The 19,822-nt window shown below is 50.8% G+C and carries 19 protein-coding genes; 17 read left to right on the forward strand and 2 right to left on the reverse strand.

The window, feature by feature from the left end:
- Positions 1–32 precede the first annotated feature (32 nt).
- The 9 genes from ACO05E_RS07090 to ACO05E_RS07130 all read left to right on the forward strand — a co-directional run bounded on the left by ACO05E_RS07090 (position 33) and on the right by ACO05E_RS07130 (position 10,367).
- Entirely contained in the window at positions 33–635 is a 603-nt protein-coding gene (locus ACO05E_RS07090) for a c-type cytochrome (protein ID WP_419812284.1), read from the forward strand.
- Between the two features lie 190 nt (positions 636–825).
- The gene (locus ACO05E_RS07095; RefSeq protein ID WP_419812285.1) at positions 826–1,470 is read left to right on the forward strand and encodes a thiol:disulfide interchange protein DsbA/DsbL; all 645 of its coding nucleotides are present in this window, start codon (positions 826–828) and stop codon (positions 1,468–1,470) included.
- Positions 1,471–1,646: 176 nt separating this feature from the next.
- A complete protein-coding gene (locus tag ACO05E_RS07100) occupies positions 1,647–3,287 on the forward strand; it encodes a GGDEF domain-containing protein (protein ID WP_419812286.1) in 1,641 nt (546 codons plus the stop codon).
- Positions 3,288–3,561: 274 nt separating this feature from the next.
- A complete protein-coding gene (locus ACO05E_RS07105; protein ID WP_419812287.1) occupies positions 3,562–4,347 on the forward strand; it encodes a DeoR/GlpR family DNA-binding transcription regulator in 786 nt (261 codons plus the stop codon).
- Between the two features lie 15 nt (positions 4,348–4,362).
- On the forward strand, positions 4,363–6,177 hold the full coding sequence (gene glmS / locus ACO05E_RS07110; protein ID WP_419812288.1) for a glutamine--fructose-6-phosphate transaminase (isomerizing): 1,815 nt from the start codon (positions 4,363–4,365) through the stop codon (positions 6,175–6,177).
- 79 nt (positions 6,178–6,256) lie between these two features.
- Positions 6,257–7,213: a hydroxymethylbilane synthase gene (gene hemC, locus ACO05E_RS07115; RefSeq protein ID WP_419812289.1), complete on the forward strand. Its 957-nt coding sequence runs from the start codon at positions 6,257–6,259 to the stop codon at positions 7,211–7,213.
- A 3-nt stretch (positions 7,214–7,216) separates the two neighbouring features.
- Entirely contained in the window at positions 7,217–7,999 is a 783-nt protein-coding gene (locus ACO05E_RS07120) for a uroporphyrinogen-III synthase (protein WP_419812290.1), read from the forward strand.
- A gap of 41 nt (positions 8,000–8,040) precedes the next feature.
- Positions 8,041–9,189, forward strand: a complete 1,149-nt coding sequence (locus ACO05E_RS07125) for a uroporphyrinogen-III C-methyltransferase (protein WP_419812291.1) — start codon at positions 8,041–8,043, stop codon at positions 9,187–9,189.
- Positions 9,186–10,367: a heme biosynthesis HemY N-terminal domain-containing protein gene (locus ACO05E_RS07130; protein ID WP_419812292.1), complete on the forward strand. Its 1,182-nt coding sequence runs from the start codon at positions 9,186–9,188 to the stop codon at positions 10,365–10,367. Before ACO05E_RS07125 ends, ACO05E_RS07130 begins: the two co-directional genes overlap by 4 nt.
- A gap of 18 nt (positions 10,368–10,385) precedes the next feature.
- On the opposite strand, the gene ACO05E_RS07135 is transcribed toward ACO05E_RS07130, so the two are convergent.
- Both ACO05E_RS07135 and ubiD read right to left on the reverse strand, forming a co-directional pair.
- A complete protein-coding gene (locus ACO05E_RS07135) occupies positions 10,386–11,429 on the reverse strand; it encodes a 2Fe-2S iron-sulfur cluster-binding protein (protein ID WP_419812293.1) in 1,044 nt (347 codons plus the stop codon).
- Positions 11,430–11,584: 155 nt separating this feature from the next.
- Positions 11,585–13,048 (reverse strand): 4-hydroxy-3-polyprenylbenzoate decarboxylase, encoded by a 1,464-nt coding sequence (gene ubiD / locus ACO05E_RS07140; RefSeq protein ID WP_419812294.1) that lies wholly within the window; start codon positions 13,046–13,048, stop codon positions 11,585–11,587.
- A 239-nt stretch (positions 13,049–13,287) separates the two neighbouring features.
- On the opposite strand from ubiD, the gene ACO05E_RS07145 reads away from it, so the two are divergent.
- The 8 genes from ACO05E_RS07145 (at position 13,288) to ACO05E_RS07180 (ending at position 19,806) form a co-directional block, all read left to right on the forward strand.
- On the forward strand, positions 13,288–13,833 hold the full coding sequence (locus tag ACO05E_RS07145) for a hypothetical protein (RefSeq protein WP_419812295.1): 546 nt from the start codon (positions 13,288–13,290) through the stop codon (positions 13,831–13,833).
- A gap of 68 nt (positions 13,834–13,901) precedes the next feature.
- Positions 13,902–14,357: a hypothetical protein gene (locus ACO05E_RS07150; protein ID WP_419812296.1), complete on the forward strand. Its 456-nt coding sequence runs from the start codon at positions 13,902–13,904 to the stop codon at positions 14,355–14,357.
- 90 nt (positions 14,358–14,447) lie between these two features.
- Positions 14,448–14,849 carry a DUF423 domain-containing protein gene (locus tag ACO05E_RS07155; RefSeq protein WP_419812297.1) on the forward strand — a complete coding sequence of 134 codons (402 nt, stop codon included), beginning with the start codon at positions 14,448–14,450 and terminating at the stop codon, positions 14,847–14,849.
- A 42-nt stretch (positions 14,850–14,891) separates the two neighbouring features.
- Positions 14,892–15,659, forward strand: a complete 768-nt coding sequence (trmB, locus tag ACO05E_RS07160) for a tRNA (guanosine(46)-N7)-methyltransferase TrmB (RefSeq protein WP_370647420.1) — start codon at positions 14,892–14,894, stop codon at positions 15,657–15,659.
- Between the two features lie 48 nt (positions 15,660–15,707).
- Positions 15,708–16,001 (forward strand): PA4642 family protein, encoded by a 294-nt coding sequence (locus ACO05E_RS07165; RefSeq protein WP_419812298.1) that lies wholly within the window; start codon positions 15,708–15,710, stop codon positions 15,999–16,001.
- 117 nt (positions 16,002–16,118) lie between these two features.
- Complete coding sequence (locus ACO05E_RS07170; protein WP_419812299.1) at positions 16,119–17,435, forward strand: Na+/H+ antiporter NhaC family protein; 1,317 nt, start codon at positions 16,119–16,121, stop codon at positions 17,433–17,435.
- A gap of 245 nt (positions 17,436–17,680) precedes the next feature.
- Entirely contained in the window at positions 17,681–18,118 is a 438-nt protein-coding gene (locus ACO05E_RS07175; RefSeq protein ID WP_419812300.1) for a BLUF domain-containing protein, read from the forward strand.
- Complete coding sequence (locus ACO05E_RS07180) at positions 18,115–19,806, forward strand: methyl-accepting chemotaxis protein (RefSeq protein WP_419812301.1); 1,692 nt, start codon at positions 18,115–18,117, stop codon at positions 19,804–19,806. The genes ACO05E_RS07175 and ACO05E_RS07180 overlap by 4 nt, the downstream gene beginning before the upstream one ends.
- The last annotated feature ends 16 nt before the right edge of the window (positions 19,807–19,822 follow it).

Raw genomic sequence — 19,822 nt, forward strand, 5'->3', positions numbered from 1 at the left:
ACAACGAATTTACTTATAACCTGGACCTGATGATGAAAAACCTGTTGATTAGCCTGATCGTTTCTGCCGGATTGATGTCTGTTGCTCACGCTGGTGATGCAGACGCTGGAAAAGCCAAAGCCGCCACCTGTGGTGCCTGTCACGGCGCTGATGGTAACAGCCTGGCTCCCACCTTCCCGAAACTGGCTGGTCAGGGCGAACGCTACCTGAACAAACAGATCAAAGACATTCGTGACGGTAAACGTCAGGTTCCTGAGATGACGGCGTTTGTTGCAGGTCTGAGCGATGAAGATATTGCCGATCTGGCTGCCTACTATGCTTCTCAGGCACCGACCGCCGGTGGCGCTGATGAAAACCTAGTTGAACTGGGTCAGCGTATTTACCGTGCCGGTGTTGAAGATAAAGGCATTCCCGCTTGTCTGGCATGTCATGGCCCGGCAGGTGCGGGTATCGAAAACGCAGGTTTCCCACGTCTGGCGGGTCAGCATGCTGACTACACCAAAGCTCAGCTGAACAAGTTCAGCATGGAGCAACGTCAGAACGATGGCGACACCCGTGTTATGCGTGATATCGCTAAGCGTATGCATGCGACTGAGATCGAAGCAGTTGCATCTTACATTCAGGGCCTGCGTTAATCGCCAGCTCTTAGAAAAAGCGGCTTCGGCCGCTTTTTTTATGCCTGCAATCTAAGCATAAGGCCGCTTATCCTGATTCAGTCCGGCTTTACCAAGCTTTTCATAGCCGTTAGTGGGCGCAACTCCCTCTTTTATGCAAGAATGCGAATTCTTTCTTTTACAACCATGACCGCAACAACGGGAGCAATATATGTTTTCTCAGGTTAAGAAATGGATGCTGGCGACAGTGGTACTGCTCACGGCTTCGTTCTCTCAGGCTGCACCTTATGAAGCAGGCAAGCAATACACGGTACTGGATCAGCCCGTTCCGGTATTAGCCGATGGCAAAATCCACGTTGAAGAAGCCTTCTGGTATGGCTGCCCACACTGCTTCCACCTGGAAAGTGTCCTGAAGCCGTGGAAACAACAACTGGCAGCGGATGTCAGCTTCACGGGTGTTCCGGCAATGTTTGGTCGCGCCTGGGTTGTTCATGCACAGCTGTATTACGTAGCAGATGTACTGGGTGTATTACCTCAGGTGCATGATGCGATTTTCCGTGCTCTGCATATCGAAAAACAACGTCTGCTGGATCGTGATGATCAGCGCGATTTTCTGGTTAAAAAAGCGGGTGTTTCAGCAAAAGATTTCGATAAAGCGTATGAGTCTTTCACCGTTAAAAGCCGTATGAAGCAAGGCGACCAGCGTATCCGTGCGTTCAAAATCACTGGTGTACCAGCACTGATCGTACAAGGTAAATACGTTGTTACCGCTCAAACAGCAGGTGGTCAGAACCAGATGCTGAAAGTAGTGGATTATCTGATCGAAAAAGAACGTCAGGCCTTATCAGATCGATAATCATCTAAGCTTGACCAAAGATTGGTGGCCTGTCTGGCTGCCGATCTTATCCCTGCCAAAACCCCACAGCTTACCCCGCCCACCCTCCATTATTAACAAAGTTGTTTTTAATCAGCAGATTTGTCTGCATCTTCTATACTTCCACGCACATGATTTGAACAACAAGGTGAGTACCCATGGCCAAGGGAGCCGGTTCTGACTCAGCCCGACGCTGGCGTGAAAAGTATCTGAACCTGATTGAAGACCACGAGAAACTGAAACGCTCCAGCGAAGAAGATCTGGATAACTACCGTCGTGGTCTGGTAATGGTTTCTCTGCTCGCTGAAGGTCAGTCGTCAACCGTCGACACTCCGCTCAAAGCATTGCGTGACGCCCTGAAGCCCGGCGCCACGGGCATGAACAAAACCATGGATGAGCTGGAGCGTGCCGTACAGCGGTTCGAATCACAAAATTCCGCTCAGGCCGAAGTGCTGCTGGGTCAACTGAATGATGTTGCCAGCAAGTTGTTGCTATGCCCCCTGCCTCGTCCTTTGTTAAAACGCATTAAACAGGTGCGCAAACAGGCCAGCTCTGAATTAGAAAGCTGGTCTGGCTATACCACCCAGCTGCAGAACTGGGTTCAGATTGTTGGCGAAGTCGCGACACTGGAAGGTTACAACGAACCCAAGTCCAAATGGTGGCAACGCTGGTTTAAACCCAACAATGAAGAGTTTGAGGAAGAAACCGAAGTCACCCTGCAGGATGAAAAGCAAGGTGATGAACAAGAACCCGGCTTTTCTCATATTGCTCAGGAAGTGTCCGACACCCTGATCAATCTGTTATCTCAACTGGTGATTCCTGATCGTCTGACCGGTACCGCCACCAGCTTACAAACTCGCTTAGGCAAAGGGCTGAACTGGTACGAATTAGTACCGCTGCTGGAAGATACCGCTGAATTTCTGATCGATTGCTTAGGCAGTGGCCAGCAGGAATTTGAGCGTTTCTTGCAGAATCTGGATCAACGCCTGCAGGCCATTCAGGTTCTGGTCACAGATGCTACCAGCGGTCAGGCAGAACGCGAAAAAGCCCGCCAGGATCTGGACGCTCTGGTACGCGACCAGATTGCCGATATCCGCTCTGTGGTCACTGGCTCAGAAGATCTGGGAGAACTGGGCTCCAGTGTTCGCGAGCATCTGACGCTGATTGTCCGCGCCATGGAAAAGTATCAGGAAGACGAAACCAAACGCGAGCAACGTCTGGCGGAAAAACTGGAAATGCTTCAGGCACGCCTGAGTGAAATGGAGCAGGAAGCCAGTCAGGCCCGGCAAATTATTGAAGAGCACAAACGTCGTGCGACTCACGATGGTTTAACCGGTTTACCCAACCGCGATGCCTATCAGCAGAGGTTGGATGAAGAGCTGACCCGTAAAGCCCGTTATGGTGGATCGCTTACGCTGGTTGTTGCCGATGTAGACCATTTCAAGCGCATCAATGATAACTATGGCCACCTCGCAGGCGATAAAGTTTTGCAATTATTAGCCAAAGCCATGCGCAAGTCTTTACGCGATGTTGATTTTATTGGTCGTTATGGGGGCGAAGAGTTTGTCATCCTGATGCCGGAAACCAACGCCGAAGAAGCCTTGGCCGCGATGGAGAAACTGCGCACAAAAGTGGAAAACAGCCCATTTAATTTCCGCAAAGAGCGGGTCCCAATCACCATGTCGTTTGGTGTTAGCGAATTCCACTCTCTGGAAGACGGCGAAACGGTATTTGAACGCGCCGATAAAGCGCTGTATCAGGCCAAAGCCGAAGGCCGTAACCGCTGTATCATTGGTTGATCTACCGAAAAGTATCGAGTCAGATTGTTTTTTGAGCAGCAACACTAAAGTTCAGGATAGAACTTTTGCACAGCAACGCTGCCCAGAGGGTGAAGCACAAGGATGTGCGAGTGAGCATGCTGCGGTAGCCCGGCAGGGCCAGGGATGGCCCTTCGGGGCGGCGGCAAAAACAATCTGGCTTGATGCTTTTTTATTTGCCTTCTTCTTTCGGTTTGTTAAAGTTTCGCCTACAAACTTACGAACCGAAACTTCTTTTTAAAATCCACCTTATCCCATGCCCAAACGAAATACCGTTCAACGCCGCCAAAGCATTCTTCAACGTCTGTCCGAACAGGGCGAAGTTCAGGTTGAAGCATTGGCACGTGATTTTGAAACGTCTGAAGTTACGATTCGTAAGGATCTGGCAACACTGGAAAAAAGCGGCATGTTATTGCGCCGCTATGGTGGTGCCATTCCACTGCCTCAGGAATTATTGCCCGAAGATCAGCCATCACAAAAACCAGAGCTATCGCAGCGTAAACAAGCCATCGCGGCCGCCGCTTCCGCCTGCATTCGTGATCATAACCGCATCATTATTGATTTTGGTAGTACCACCGCAGCATTGATCCCGGAGCTGAATCGCAAGCAAGGGTTAGTCGTGATGACCAACTCGTTAATTGTCGCCAATGCCATTCGTGAGCTGGAAAACGAACCCACCTTACTGATGACAGGTGGTACCTGGGATGCTCACTCCGAATCCTTTCAGGGACAAATCGCTGAACAAGTGCTGCAGTCTTACGATTTTGATCAGCTGTTTATTGGTTGTGATGGCATCGACCTTGAACGTGGCACCACCACCTTTAATGAATTACTGGGCCTTAGCCGGGTGATGGCGTCCTCAGCCCGGGAAGTGATTGTGTTGGCCGAAGCGGACAAGGTAAATCGCCGTATCCCCAACCTTGAGCTGCCCTGGGATCAGGTGGAAAAACTGATTACTGATGAACGTTTATCCGACGAGTATCAACACCAACTAGAACAACAGGGCGTGCAGGTCATTCGTGTTACGCCAGAACAGATTTAAATAAGGAAGAAACCTATGTGTGGCATTGTTGGCGCAGTTGCGCAAAGGGACGTGGTACAGATTTTATTAGAAGGCCTGAAACGTCTGGAATATCGCGGTTACGACTCCGCCGGTGTGGCAGTTATTAATAGCGATCAACAACTGGGCCGTTTACGTCGCTTGGGCAAAGTACAGGCGCTGGCGGATGCGGTAGCAGAACAACCTCTGCCCGGCGGTACCGGTATTGCGCATACACGTTGGGCCACCCACGGTGAGCCGTCCGAAGCCAATGCCCACCCACATGTATCCGGTGATATTGCCGTGGTGCACAACGGCATTATCGAAAACCACGAAACCCTGCGTGATGAGCTCAAAGCTCAGGGCTATGTGTTTACCTCACAAACCGATACCGAAGTGATCGCCCATCTGGTTGAACGCGAATTAAAAACCGCCAACTCCCTGCGCGATGCGGTGATGACGACCCGCACATTGCTCGAAGGTGCTTACGGCATGGTGGTGGTGAATCGCCAGGACCCGAATCGTATGGTCGTCGCTCGCTCTGGCTCACCCTTGGTGGTTGGTTTTGGTATTGGCGAACATTTTGTTGCTTCCGACCAACTGGCACTGCTGCCTGTAACCCGTAAGTTTGCCTTCTTAGAAGAAGGTGACGTAGCAGAGATCACCCGTGAAACTGTTGATGTTTACGACCTCAACAACCAGCCGGTAGAACGCGAAGCCAAAGAAAGCACCGTTGAGCACGACGCTGGCGATAAAGGTGAATTTCGTCATTACATGATGAAGGAAATTTACGAACAGCCGCAGGCCATTGCCAATACACTCGAAGGTCGCTTAGTGGGCGACCAGTTAAATCTGGATGCACTCGGCGATCTGAGCGATATCGAGCAGGTACAGATTATCGCGTGTGGCACCTCTTACCATGCGGGTATGACTGCCCGTTACTGGATCGAAGAACTGGCCGGTGTGGCCTGTAATATCGAAATTGCCTCCGAGTTCCGCTACCGCAAATCCGTGGTACGGCCGAATTCACTGTTAGTCACCATCTCTCAGAGTGGTGAAACCGCCGATACCTTAGCCGCTTTACGCTTAGCCAAAGAGCTGGGCTTCGCTAAGTCCCTGACCATCTGTAACGTGCCGGGATCATCACTGGTGCGTGAATCAGATATGGCACTGATGACCCGCGCAGGTGCGGAAATTGGCGTGGCCTCCACCAAAGCGTTCACCACCCAGCTGGTTGGCTTATTACTGTTAACCGTTGCGCTTGGCCGAGGTCGAGGATTGGATGCCGCCGGTGAAAAACGCATTGCCGATGCTTTAACTCACCTGCCGGGCCTGATTGATAAATCGCTGCAAATGAACAGCGACATTGAAAAGCTGGCCGAGCAATTTGCTGAGAAGCATCATGCCTTGTTCTTGGGCCGTGGCGATCAATACCCAATTGCCATGGAAGGGGCGCTGAAGCTAAAAGAAATCTCCTACATCCATGCAGAAGCCTACGCCGCAGGTGAACTGAAGCACGGCCCACTGGCACTGATCGATGCAGAAATGCCAATCGTCGTAGTCGCACCTCACAACGACCTAGTGGAAAAACTTAAGTCGAATATCGAAGAAGTGCGCGCTCGTGGTGGTGAGCTATATGTATTTGCCGATGAAGCCGCCGACATTCGCCCGGAAAGCAATATGCAGGTGATGGCCGTGCCGCATTGCGACGACATCATTGCGCCGATTCTCTACACCCTGCCACTGCAATTGCTGAGCTACCATGTGGCCGTGATCAAAGGTACCGACGTTGATCAGCCACGCAACCTAGCGAAGAGTGTGACGGTGGAGTAAATACCACGACCCACATCATTTCTGATACCGGCCCAGCGCTGGTATCATGCGGGTAATTTTTTATCAGCGAAGAAAGTGTATGTCTGCCTCTACCACCTCAACCATTAAAACGCTGCGCATTGCTACCCGTAAAAGCCCTCTGGCTATGTGGCAGGCGGAACATATCAAGGCCCGTCTGGAAGCCCTGCACCACGGCTTAATCATTGAGCTGGTGACCTTCACCACCAAGGGTGACAAAATTCTTGATACTCCACTGGCGAAAATTGGTGGTAAAGGCTTGTTTGTAAAAGAGCTGGAAACCGCCATGCTCAACGGCGATGCCGATATCGCCGTGCACTCGATGAAAGACGTGCCCATGGAATTCCCGGAAGGCCTGGAGCTGGGTGTGATTTGTGAGCGTGAAAACCCGCTGGATGCGTTTGTTTCTAACACCTACAAGTCGATTGATGAACTACCACAAGGTGCGGTTGTTGGTACTTCAAGCCTGCGTCGTCAGTGTCAGATTCAACAGCAGCGCCCGGATCTGCAAATCAAAAGCCTGCGCGGCAACGTACAAACACGCTTAAGCAAGCTGGATGACGGTGAATTCGATGCCATTATTCTTGCTGCAGCGGGCCTGCTGCGTATGGAAATGGACGATCGTATTGCCAGTTTTATTCCATCAGAACAATCACTGCCAGCCGGTGGTCAGGGTGCTTTGGGTATTGAATGGCGCAGCGGTGATGAAGCGGTTCACGAACTGATTAAACCCCTGGCTCACGCGCCAACCGCCGCTTGTGTACTGGCCGAGCGAGCCCTGAATCGTCGCCTGCAGGGCGGCTGTCAGGTACCGATTGCGGCCTATGCCGAACTGGATGGCGAGCAACTGGCGTTGCGTGGCCTGGTGGGCAGCGTTGATGGTGCTCAAATGCTGCGCACCGGGCAAAATGGCCTGGCCGCTGATGCCGAAGCCATTGGTATTGCCGCCGCCGAGCACCTGCTGCAACAAGGTGCCGGGAAAATTCTGCAGCAAGTGTACGGCCACGAGGTGAAATAAGCCTTGGCAGACTCCCCCAAGCCAGATGCGTTACGCATTATTGTGACCCGCCCGGAAGGCCAGCAGCAGGCGCTTATGGCTGCTATTGCGGCTGACTTTCCCCAGTTTGAGCTTGTGCATCAGCCTCTGATTGAGATTGTGCCGATTGCGGATGACAAACAGGCCAGCCTGCTGCGCCAGCGGATGCTTAATATTGATCATTACCAGGCCGTTATTGCCATCAGCAAAAATGCCGCGCAAAGCGGGCTGCAATGGCTGGACACCTACTGGCCACAACCACCGGAAGCTATTCGCTGGTATGCTGTTGGCCCCACCACCGCCGATGAATTAAAAACCGAGTTACATCCGGTGCAGATGCCCGAACAACACTATGACAGCGAAGGGCTGCTGCAACTGGCATCGCTGCAACAGGTACAGGATGAAAAAATCCTGATCTGGCGCGGTTTAGGTGGGCGCGAAACTCTGGCCAACGTGCTGCGCCAACGCGGGGCTCAGGTCGACTACGCCGAATTGTACGAACGTCGTCAGATCCCTTACTCCAGCCAACAGTGGCAGACCTTGCTGCAACAACCGGCGTTATTGCTACTAAGTAGTGGTCAGGGGCTGGATATTATCGAGCAGCAGGTAGACAATCTTGCTGCTCAGGTAACGGCCATTCTGGTACCCAGTGAGCGGGTTGCCGAAAAAGCCAGAGCCAAAGGTTATCCACAGGTATTGGTTGCTACCAGTGCCCGTGATCAGGATGTACTGGCCCAGCTGCGAGACTGGGTTAGCCGGCAACAATAAAAACGTTAACTTCACTCGCAAAGTGATGAAAGGAACCCAGTGTGAGCAACGATACGCCTGCCGATAACAACGATATCGAGAAAACCAGTGCCAACGAGACCACGAAGACCACAAGTGCCGAGGCTCCGTCAACAACGACGCTGACCCCTGCCGAACAGCCTCAGCGCAGCGGCCCACACCCTCTTTCCTGGATTAACCTGGTGCTGATGCTGGGCCTGTTTGCACTGGCGGCCTATGCCGGTTATCTCGGCTGGACCCAGCAACAAACCACTCAGGCTGATATTGCCGTGTTACGCGACCGCTTAGCTCAGGCCCAGGCTAAAGCCGATGAACTGGCCCAGCGGGAGCAACAAATGGTTGCTCAGGCACAGGCGCTCACTGAGTCAGCTAACAGCCTGCAACAACAAGTAGCACACAACACCGATCGTCTGGGTAAATTACCTGGCGCCGAGCGTCAGGACTGGCTGTTAGCCGAGGCCGAATACCTGCTGCGTCTGGCCAATCAGCGCTTACAGCTGGAGCGCGACTGGAGTGGTGCTGTCAGCATGTTAACCGCAGCGGATAATGTATTACTGGAAACCCGTAACCCACGTATGAACAGCGTTCGTGCAGAGATTGCCCGTGAGCTGCTGGCACTACGCGCCGTTCCGGCGATTGATAATGTTGGTGCCATTACTCGCCTGCAGGCATTACAACAACAAGTGACCAGCCTACCGTGGATGCCGGAGAAACTGATTCAGGAGCCGGCCAGCCAACAACCGGTTGAAGTGCTGGAGCAACAGGTGTGGTACTGGCAGTTATGGCATCACATCAGCAGCAGTATTTCTGACATGGTGCGCATTCGCACCCGCAATGAACCCATTGCTGCGCCACTGACTCCCGACCAGCAATATTATCTGCAACAAAACATGCATCTGATGCTGGAGCAGGCTCAGGTGGCGTTGTTACGCGAACAAACCGACCTGTATCAGCACAGCCTGAAACGTATCAGTGAGTGGCTGGATGAATACCTGATGATTGATGACGAGCGCACCCGTGCCGCCCGTGCGTCATTAACCGAATTGCAGGGCTGGGATGTGAATCCGCAGGTGCCGGATATCAGCAGCTCCTTGCTGACTCTGCAAAAGCTGGTTGAACAACAACGTCGTGGCAGCGTGGCTTCTGATGCAGCACAGGAGCCCGGCGCATGAAAATACTGGTGTTATGTTTCATCTTCACCTTACTGGCCGGCCTGTTTTTCGGCACGCTGGTCAGCATAGACTCAGGCTACGTGCTGTTAAGCTGGGATGTTTATACGCTGGAAACCAGCTTATGGTTTTTCCTGCTGATTCTTACAGTCACCACCGTGGTGATGTACATCGTGATCCGTGCCAGCCTGCTGTTACTGGGCAGCGACTGGCGCTTTAACGAATGGCGTAAAGAACGTGGACGTGCCCGTGCACGCCGCCTGACTACTCGTGGTTTTCTGGCACTGGCTCAGGGTCAGTGGCGACGTGCAGAGCGCCAGTTGCGCTCATCCGCTGAAAACTCAGACACGCCGCTGATTAACTATCTGGCCGCCGCCCGCGCTGCTTATGAACAGGGCGATACCGATTCCACCGACGAATTGCTGAAAGCCGCCAGCCAAAGCACCAAGGGCTCCGAACTGGCCGTTGGCATTACTCAGGTGCAGTTATTACAGTCGCGTAAGCAGTTTGAACAAGCACTGGCGGTGCTGTTACGTTTGCGTAGCAAACACCCCAGACACGCCTATGTGCTGAAGTTGCTTGTCAAAACCTATCAGGAACTGGAAGACTGGGTGTCACTCAACGAGCTGTTACCCACGCTGAAAAAACTGGCGCGGATTCCTGCCGAAGAACTCAGCAAGTTAGAACAAAATGTGCAATTGCAGCTACTGGAACGCGCAGCACACAGTTATGGTGGCACTCAGGTGCAATCGCTGAAAGATATTTATCAGCAGATGCCCCGCGCGATGCGCATCTCTCAGCCAATCGTAAAACGCTACACCGAACTATTGCTGGAGCAAGGGGCGGAAAAGCTGGCGGAACAGGAGCTGCGCAACGCCCTCAGCAGTGTCTGGCATGACGATCTGATTTGTCTGTATGGTCGCTTAAATGGAGATACCAGCCAGCAACTGTTGTTTGCCGAACAGCAACTGACCGAGCGCCCGAATGACCCGATATTGCTGTTGATTCTGGGCCGTCTGGCGTTGCGTCAGGATGATCTGGATAAAGCCCGGGAGTTCTTACAAACCGGCTTAAAAATCAAAGGCATGCCCGAGCTGCACGCGGAGATGGGTAAGCTGTTGATGGCCGAAGGTAACGAAACCTCAGCCTGCCAGCATTTTCAGCTGGCCTTAGGGCAGTAAGGTTTACCCCCTCGTTGCTTAAGCAGGACGGGGGGCGTAAGCAAACACGTCCGAATGCATATTCTCCTGGGTCAGGCCCAGTTTTTCTAACTGATCCAGCGTGCCATACACCATATTCGGTGAACCACAGGCAAACATCTGTACCTGACTTAAATCATCAAAATCTTCGTGAATCACCTGATAAATCCAACCGGCGCGGCCATTCCAGTCGTCGGTGTGTTGTTCAATAATCGGGTGATAATGGAAGTTAGGGTAATCATAGGCCCACTGTTGTGGCAGGTCACTCAGATAAAAACCAATGGCCGCGCGGTTTGACCAGTACAGGTGAATTTCCTGCTCTGGATTCAGCGTTAACGCCCCTTCGATTAACGCCTTCATCTGCGAGAAACCACTGCCCGCTGCCACCATTAATAACGGTTGCTGTTTATAGCTGTGGATAAAATCCGGGGTTAATAAACAATCACCACCCGGTAAAGTCGCACGTACTACGACGGCATTTTGCAGAAACTTCACCACCGCTTCGGCCGTTGGGCTGTTCGCGGCGATATGTAATTCCAGACGACGGCGGTCGCCACCGGTCATATCACCGGGCGCTGAGGCAATCGAATACGGGAATTGTTTGGCTTCGCCGTTTTCATCTTCCACATCCAGCATCAGATACTGACCCGGCCAGTAGTCGAATGATTTTCCCGCTGGAGCCAGCAGTTCAACCCGATACATATTATCCGCCATCAAGCTGACCGAGGGGATCTGGCAAGCCAGCGCCACTTCCGGTTTATGGTTGGGCGCATACACATCATTCATAACAATCTCAATATCGGTCTTGGGTTGGGCGACGCAGCATAATACCTGATTATCGTTATCAAGTATGGACTCTCCGAGCGAGTTGCGAAAATTTAGCTCACCGCTGATCCGATCTCCCTGGCAAATCTGGCAGATTCCGTTTTCACAACTAACGGGCACAATCACGCCCTGACGCAACGCCGCATCGGCGATGGCTTCGTCTTCTCGGCAGAGAATGGTCACGCCGTTAGGCTGAAAGGTTATTTTGTGGGTTTTCATCAGAGCAGAGGCCTCTCTTCAAACAGCACCGTAAGCAACACTGATATTTTTCAGCCGCCGGCTGGAAGGCACGTCCTTGTGCCTGTCAGCCTACCGCAACATCCTGTTGCTGCTTTGAAAAACATCAGTATTACTTACTGTTTAGCGGGGTTAACTCAGAGTCCCAGCTCATCCCAAATAGCATCGACTTTATCTTTTACGTCCTGATCCATCACAATCGGCGTGCCCCATTCACGGTCGGTTTCTCCCGGCCATTTATTGGTAGCATCCATCCCCATCTTCGAACCTAAGCCCGAGACGGGAGAGGCGAAGTCCAGGTAATCAATCGGCGTGTTTTCAATCAGAGTGGTATCGCGGGCCGGGTCCATTCGTGTAGTAATGGCCCACATCACATCTTCCCAATTACGGGTATCGACATCGTCGTCCACCACAATCACAAACTTGGTGTACATAAACTGGCGCAGGAACGACCACACGCCCATCATCACCCGCTTAGCATGACCAGGATATTGCTTCTTCATACTCACCACTGCCATGCGGTACGAACACCCTTCCGGCGGCAGATAAAAGTCGACAATTTCCGGGAATTGCTTTTGCAGAATCGGAACAAACACTTCGTTTAATGCCACCCCCAAAATCGCGGGTTCATCCGGCGGGCGACCGGTGTAGGTGCTGTGGTAGATGGGTTTCTTGCGATGAGTAATGCGCTCCACGGTGAATACCGGGAAGTCATCCACTTCGTTGTAATAACCGGTGTGATCGCCAAACGGGCCTTCCGGTGCCATATCATCTGGGTGAATCACACCCTCTAATACAATCTCAGCCGAAGCAGGCACCAGCAAATCATTGCCGATACTTTTCACCAGCTCGGTGCGGCTATCACGCAATAATCCGGCAAAGGCGTATTCACTTAAGGTATCGGGCACCGGGGTAACGGCCCCCAGAATCGTGGCTGGATCAGCACCCAGCGCCACCGTGACAGGGAAGGGCTCTCCCGGGTGGGCTTTTTTCCACTCCAGAAAATCTAACGCCCCACCACGATGACTTAACCAACGCATGATGACGCGGTTTTTACCAATCACCTGCTGACGATAAATCCCCAGGTTATGACGCTCTTTATGCGGCCCTTTGGTGATTACCAGCGGCCAGGTAATGAGTGGCCCACCATCGCCAGGCCAGCAATGCTGCACCGGGATTTTGCTTAAATCGACCTCATCACCTTCCAACACCACCTGCTGACAGTCGGCTTTTTTGACTTCTTTTGGCCCCATGCTCAGGACTTTCTTGAAGATAGGTAGCTTCGACCAGGCATCCTTCATGCCTTTCGGCGGTTCCGGCTCTTTCAGAAACGCCAGCAACTTACCCACTTCGCGCAGGGCTTCGATGCTTTCTTCACCCATGCCTATGGCAACCCGCTCCGGCGTACCAAACAGGTTCGCCAGCACCGGCATGTCATACCCTTTGGGATTCTCAAACAACAAGGCCGGGCCTTTGGCACGCAGCACCCGATCGGAGATTTCGGTCATTTCCAGATGAGGATCAACCGGGTAACTGATGCGTTTCAGCTCACCGCGTTTTTCCAGCATTTTGATAAAGTCACGCAGATCTTTGTATTTCACCGCCTGCCTCGTTTGTCAGCTTGGTGTATAGAAGTGGGGCAGCATTCTAACAGCTTCCGGCTGGCTTGGGTGTATAAGCTTTGTATAGAAACCACTATTCATATTGAATAAACACTTTTTATCTGCCGCAGAACTCTTAGTAATGGTTTACCCTTCGGTCAGAATCACATAAAAATAGATGATGCAGTGACTCCTAAAAACGGAGAAAATGAAACGGTATATACTAAGGATAGCGATGTATGAACCCAAGCGCTCTGATTATTCTATTCGCACTGTTTTTCTCTAACGCTTCCTTATCTTTTGAATATGATGCAGAACTATTGCGCTGGTCTCTTGGTATTGATGAGCACATTATATTCAAGCATAGCAATGAATCCATTCGCTACAGTTCCCTACAGCAAACCAAGCTGCATGATGAAATATACGTCTCTGTTGTAGACAACACATTAGCAAAAGATTCATCACCCGAGATGGTGAAACGCTTTATTTTTGTTGCCAACCTAATCAAAGAGAAAAATAATGCGATGTTATCGCAGTCTTTATTGCATGATTATATGAAGGTGTTCACCAATCACCATAAATCGATGGCAGCGATATTCAATCAACATGCAGAGTCTGCGGCTACTGCATGTTATTACTTAAGTGGTTTTTTTGAGTTTGAAGATGGCTCCGGATTAAAGATTAATATTACAATAGCTAACAGCTGGGATAATTTTCTGAATCTATACTCAGATACATTCTCGAAAGAATTTTTACGACAATGTGAATCCGCAACATTTAATTAATTGTACTGCCGAGAACCATTTATATGTTGAGGTGTATGTGTCGAGTCGTATTCAGAATCTTGTTAAGTGTGCCAGCATTAGCGCAGCCTGTCACAGTATCATGGTGGCAGCTCAAGGAATTTCCAGCCACAGAAATTACTCTCGACAGTGATCTGATAAAAATTTTTCCTTCGGGCTTACAAAAAATTTCAAATTTAACACCCGACTTTTTGAAAACTCATCTGACTGAAGAACAGTTTAATTCGGTCGAACGTTCAGGACTATTTCAGAATATTAACGTAAACATTAATGACCACCCACACCCGGAAAGAATTTCGGTGGGAATTTACGATACGCTTTCCGGAGAAAAAGGAAGATTCATTGCCATTCGCTCAGAGAACGAGACTCAAATATTCACTCATCCAGGGATAACGGGATATAGCGGTATATTAATAAAAAACCAGAGAGTGAGATGGTACAAATGCCTCGACTGTAATGACTACGATCTTATTTATTGGTCAGGCCGTCGATTTATTGTCGAGTAGCCCAGAGTTATTCAAAATTCTGTATCTGGCTCCAGCATACAACTGCTGTATAATTCGCGATTTTCTCCAACCATTGCGGAGATACCCAATATGCACGCTAAACCCACCTTACTGTCTGCCGCCATCGCCGGGTTCACCGGAGTTGCTCTTGGTGCTTTTGGTGCCCACGGGTTAAAGCATGTGCTGTCGGAGAAGATGCTAACGGTGTGGCAAACCGCAGTGCAGTATCACTTGGTACACAGCGTTGTGCTGCTGGCTCTGGCGGTTTCCTTGCTGCTGTTGCCATCCGGTACGAGCAAAACCTGGCTGCAGCGCTCTGCCACCCTGATGGTGGTTGGCCTGCTGTTATTCAGTGGCAGTTTGTATGCCATGGCCCTGACCGGCATCCGCCCTCTGGGCATGATTACTCCGATTGGTGGAGTCAGCTGGTTAATTGGTTGGGGACTGATGGCCGTGGCTGCGCTAAAATTACCCGATTCCAAACAGGCTTAGAGCTATTCTTAGGCCTGATATTTTTATCACCAGAGAAACACCGTGACTGAAGAAAACCAGAACCATGATTCAGCGGCGCATAGTGAAGCTGCCGCCACTTCGGAAGCTGATACCCACTCAAGCACCGAGAAAAAACAGTACCGCCGTGGTATTAAAAGCTTTGTTATTCGTGCTGGCCGTTTAACCAAAGGCCAGGAAGGTGCACTGGAGCGCCAGTGGCCCATCATGGGCATGGAGCTTGAAGATGGCCCGATTGATCCGAAGCAGGTGTTCGGTCGAGACAGTCATGTGGTACTGGAGATTGGTTACGGCATGGGTCAGTCGTTAGTGCAGATGGCACAAGCCGCCCCGGAAAAAGACTTTATTGGTGTGGAAGTGCATCTGCCGGGGGTTGGTTCATTACTGAATCACGCCGAAGAAGCTGGTGTCACCAACCTGCGCACCTACAAAGATGACGCCATTGAAGTATTAAAGCTGATTCCGGACAACAGCCTGGATACCGTGCAGCTGTTCTTCCCCGATCCATGGCATAAGAAGAAGCACCACAAACGTCGTATCGTCAATGGTGAGTTTGCCCAGACCCTGCGCCGTGTACTGAAACCGGGTGGCATCTTCCATATGGCGACCGATTGGGAGCCTTACAGCGAGCATATGCTGGAAGTGATGGACGTCGCTGAAGGCTACGAGAATATCGCTGGGCAAGGCCAGTGTGTGGATCGCCCGGACCACCGCCCTTACACCAAGTTTGAAAAACGCGGTGAGCGCAAAGGCCACGGTGTTTGGGATATTATGTACCGCAAAATCAGCTGATCGCGACAGCGGTCAGACGTTTTATAAACAAAAAAGCAGAGCTGAGAGATGTTAAAGAAAGATAAAGAAAAAGTATTTGGTGGCGACTGGACAGAACAACAGCTGCGCGCATTTATTGATGTTGAAAGCCATGACGGTACCGAAGCCGATTACCTGGCCGTGATTCGCGCCTACCGTCATATGGTTCCGGCGACCTTCAAACAGTACATCGACCTGTTTGTGGCAGAAGGCCATAACCTGAACGCCAAAAACCTCGATGGCAGCAGCCTGTTAGCCACCATCTCCAGCCATACTCAGGGCGCGGAGTATGCGGAAATCTTACAGGCAGCGGGCGCACAATAAGCACCCGATGCAGGGGCTGGTTATTCGGCCCCTGATAGCCTCACATCCTTATAACGAAAAATTACTATCCAATTGGTCAGGTTTCATTAGAATAGCGCGCTTTTTTTGGAATCGGCTATGACCAGACCTTCCCCCCTGGCACTATTACCTATGGTGCTGTTCTTATCCTTATTTATTGGCAGCGGTCTGTTTTATCAGGCTCAGGGCATTGAGTTTGCCTTTTATGAAATCTCAGCGCCGGTGGCGATTCTGCCTGCCATTGTGCTGGCGGTGTTATTCGCCAGTGGTTCGCTGAATCAGCGTGTGGAGCAGTTTATTAAAGGCTGTAGTGATCCCACTCTGATCACCATGCTGCTGATTTTCCTGTTGGCCGGAGGTTTTGCCAGCGTCGCCAAAGCCATTGGTGGTGTTGATGCCACGGTTAATTTTGGCCTGAGCATTATTCCGCCGTCATTGGTGTTGCCTGGTTTATTCCTGATGACCGCCTTTATGGCCACTGCCATGGGTACGTCCATGGGTACCATCGCGGCCGTGGCCCCGATTGCCGTTGGCCTGACCGAAGCTACCGACCTGTCACTGGCGCTCACCGTCGGCACCGTAGTCGGTGGTGCTATGTTTGGCGATAACCTGTCGATTATTTCTGATACTACCATTGCCGCCACCCGCACCCAGGGCTGCTCCATGGCGGATAAATTCCGTATGAACCTGAAGATTGCTATCCCGGCAGCGCTGATCACCATGGTGTGGTTGTACCTGCAAGGCAGTGAAGTACAAGTCAGCGATAACACCGAACACAGCGCAGTCAAAATGATGCCTTATTTGTTGGTGTTGGTATTGGCGGTATCGGGCCTGAATGTTCTGGTGGTGTTGCTGGCGGGCATTGTGCTAGCGGGTCTGACCGGGCTGTTACTGGTTGATGACTATCATATTGCCCAATGGGCCAAAGATATTTACGCCGGTTACACCGGTATGCAGGAAATTATGATCCTGTCGCTGCTGATTGGTGGCTTGGCATATATGATGAAACAAGCAGGGGGGCTGGAATGGCTGGCGCAACAAATCGACAGGCTCAGCCGTCGCAAAGAAGCTAAAGATAACCAGCAACGCAGTGGTGAAACCAGCCTCAGCTTAGCCGTTGCGGTATCCAACTTATGTACCGCCAACAACACGGTAGCGATTCTGATCAGCGGTGGTTTAGCCAAAGATATCGCCGGCCGCTATCAGGTTGATCCGCGCCGTAGCGCCAGCCTGATGGACATCACCTCATGTGTGGTACAGGGCATTATTCCCTGGGGCGCACAAATGTTACTGGCCGCTTCTATTGCCGGATTATCACCGCTGCAACTGATGGACTCGGTGATTTATTGCTGGGTGCTGGGTGCAGCGCTGATTGCATCGATTGTGATCGGTCGTCCACTCGCCAAAGTTGGATAATCCGAATCACAAAGCAGCAGCCAGACCAAAAATCAGGCTGCTGTTTTATCCGCCGAAAACAGTATTTTCAGCTTAAACCGGCCACAACACATACCCCTTTCTTTCACAACAAATCCTCTCCTCTTATCAAAGCCAGAAGTTGCAAAGGTTGAGTCTTCAACTAGGTTATTAAGACGTTGCCCCATCCATTTATGGTGTATGAGGCAAGTCGTCATTTTTAATAAACTAATGTTAAGGGACTGCCGATGACACTTGAGTTGATATACGTGAGTAAATCGACCGAACGGCTGGATACTTCGCAACTTGAGCAGTTGTTGCAGTGCTGTCGCCAAAACAACACCTCAGCCGGAATCAGTGGCCTGTTGCTTTATGATGGGCAAGGCACCTTTATTCAGCTATTAGAAGGTGAGCCGCAGCACATCGACCGGCTATTCAACACAATCTGTCAGGACCCGCGTCACACCCATATCCACACCCTGTCACGTAAAACCATCACGCAACGCAGTTTTTCCGACTGGCGCATGGGCTTTCATTACTTTTCTGACACCCCCGTTTCTCTACCGGATGGTTACAGCGAATGGCTGACCAAACCGGAGCCCAACTCAACCGATCAACTGAATAGTTTTGCCTTGTCACTGCTGAATTACTTTCGCGATACAAGCCGTACCGGAAATACAATATGAAGAACCTGAAGATTGCACATAAGATTTATTTGCTTGGCACTTTACAATTATTGCTGCTGTTGATTACTGCAGCCGTTTCTTACAGCCAGATGAGTAAAATCGGTAAAGAACTGATCGATATCGCCGAAGAAGATATCCCGTTAGCGAATAAATTAACCACACTGACTGAACATCAGTTAGAACAGGCAGTTTTATTTGAGCGCAGCTTATTAAAAGCATCCTTGATTGAACAGGGCCAAACGCAATATCGTGACGAGCTGGAAAAAAGCATTCATAAATTAACTCAGCTACAGGAAAAAGTGGCCAAAGAAATTATTGATGCAGACCAATTTATTACCGCTGCTACTCCGTTATTACACGACCCACTGGCGCGTCAGGAGTTTTCAAGCCTTCAGCGAGATCTGAAGTCTGCCGAGGCTGCTTATAAACAATTAGTAACGGATATTAACGCCATTATTAAGCAAGCCAAAAGCAGTGGAGTGATCAGCATCAGTTCGGATATCAGCCGGGTTGAAAAAGCCGAAGATCAACTGGAAGTACAGTTGATTGAGATGCAACAACGGATCCAGGATTTCACCTTAAAATCCGCATTAAAAGCCGAAGAGGATGAGCAATACGGCCAAAAAATCATCGCTATTATCGCCATCGTGGCATTAATTATCAGCGCCATTTTGCCTTTTTTAATCAGCACAACCATTGTCTCGCCCATTAATCATTTACGCGATCGTTTGCAAGAAATATCACGTGGTGATGGCGACTTACGACAACAACTGGATGCCAAAAGTAATGATGAAACCGGCGAAGTGGCTCGGGCTTTTAATCATTTCATCGATGTTTTGCGTAATATGATTGCTAACACCAATCAACAAGCCGATGAATTAGGGCGCTCGTCAGAAACTGCGTTACAGGTTATGCAAACCACGCTGACCAATGTTGAACGCCAGCGCAGTGAAACCGACCAGGTGGCATCACTGGTGAGCCAGATGAATAACACCATCGAAGAAGTGGCACACAGTACTTCCAGCGCTTCAACGATCACGGCTCAGGTGCGTGACCGGGTCACTCTGGGGCGTGACAGCGCAGTACAAACCCAAAGTGTGATTGAAAACCTTGCACTTGAGATTCAGGAAGCATCCAGGGTTATTCAGTCGCTGGTGTCAGAAACCAACAATATTGGCAGTGTACTGGAATCCATTCAGGGCATTGCTGAGCAGACCAATTTATTAGCGCTCAATGCCGCGATTGAAGCCGCTCGCGCAGGCGACACTGGCCGGGGCTTTGCAGTTGTTGCCGATGAAGTTCGCTCACTCGCGCAACGCACCCAATCCTCAACAGAAGATATTCAAGGGTTGGTACAACGACTGCAAACCGAAGCCCACAACGCTGTCGCCAGTATGGAAAAAGGCAATAAAATCACCTCCGAATGCCTGGATCACAGTCTGGAGACCAGCCGGATTTTTGAACAGGCACGTGAAGCGGTCAATGAAATTAACGACTTTAATCAGCAAATTTCCAGTGCCGCGTCTCAGCAGGCCGCCGTATCAAATGAAGTGAAAGTAAATTTGCGCAATATTGCCGAAATTGCCGAAACCACCAGCCAAGGGGCTAAAGCCACTTCTGAATCTAACGAAAATATTGCTAAGCGCCTGATTGACCTGCACACCAACCTTAATAAGTTTCAGGTCTGATCAGAGAGAGGACCTT

It is taken from the genome of Bacterioplanoides sp. (genome assembly GCF_965226395.1).
Lineage (GTDB): Bacteria > Pseudomonadota > Gammaproteobacteria > Pseudomonadales > Oceanobacteraceae > Bacterioplanoides.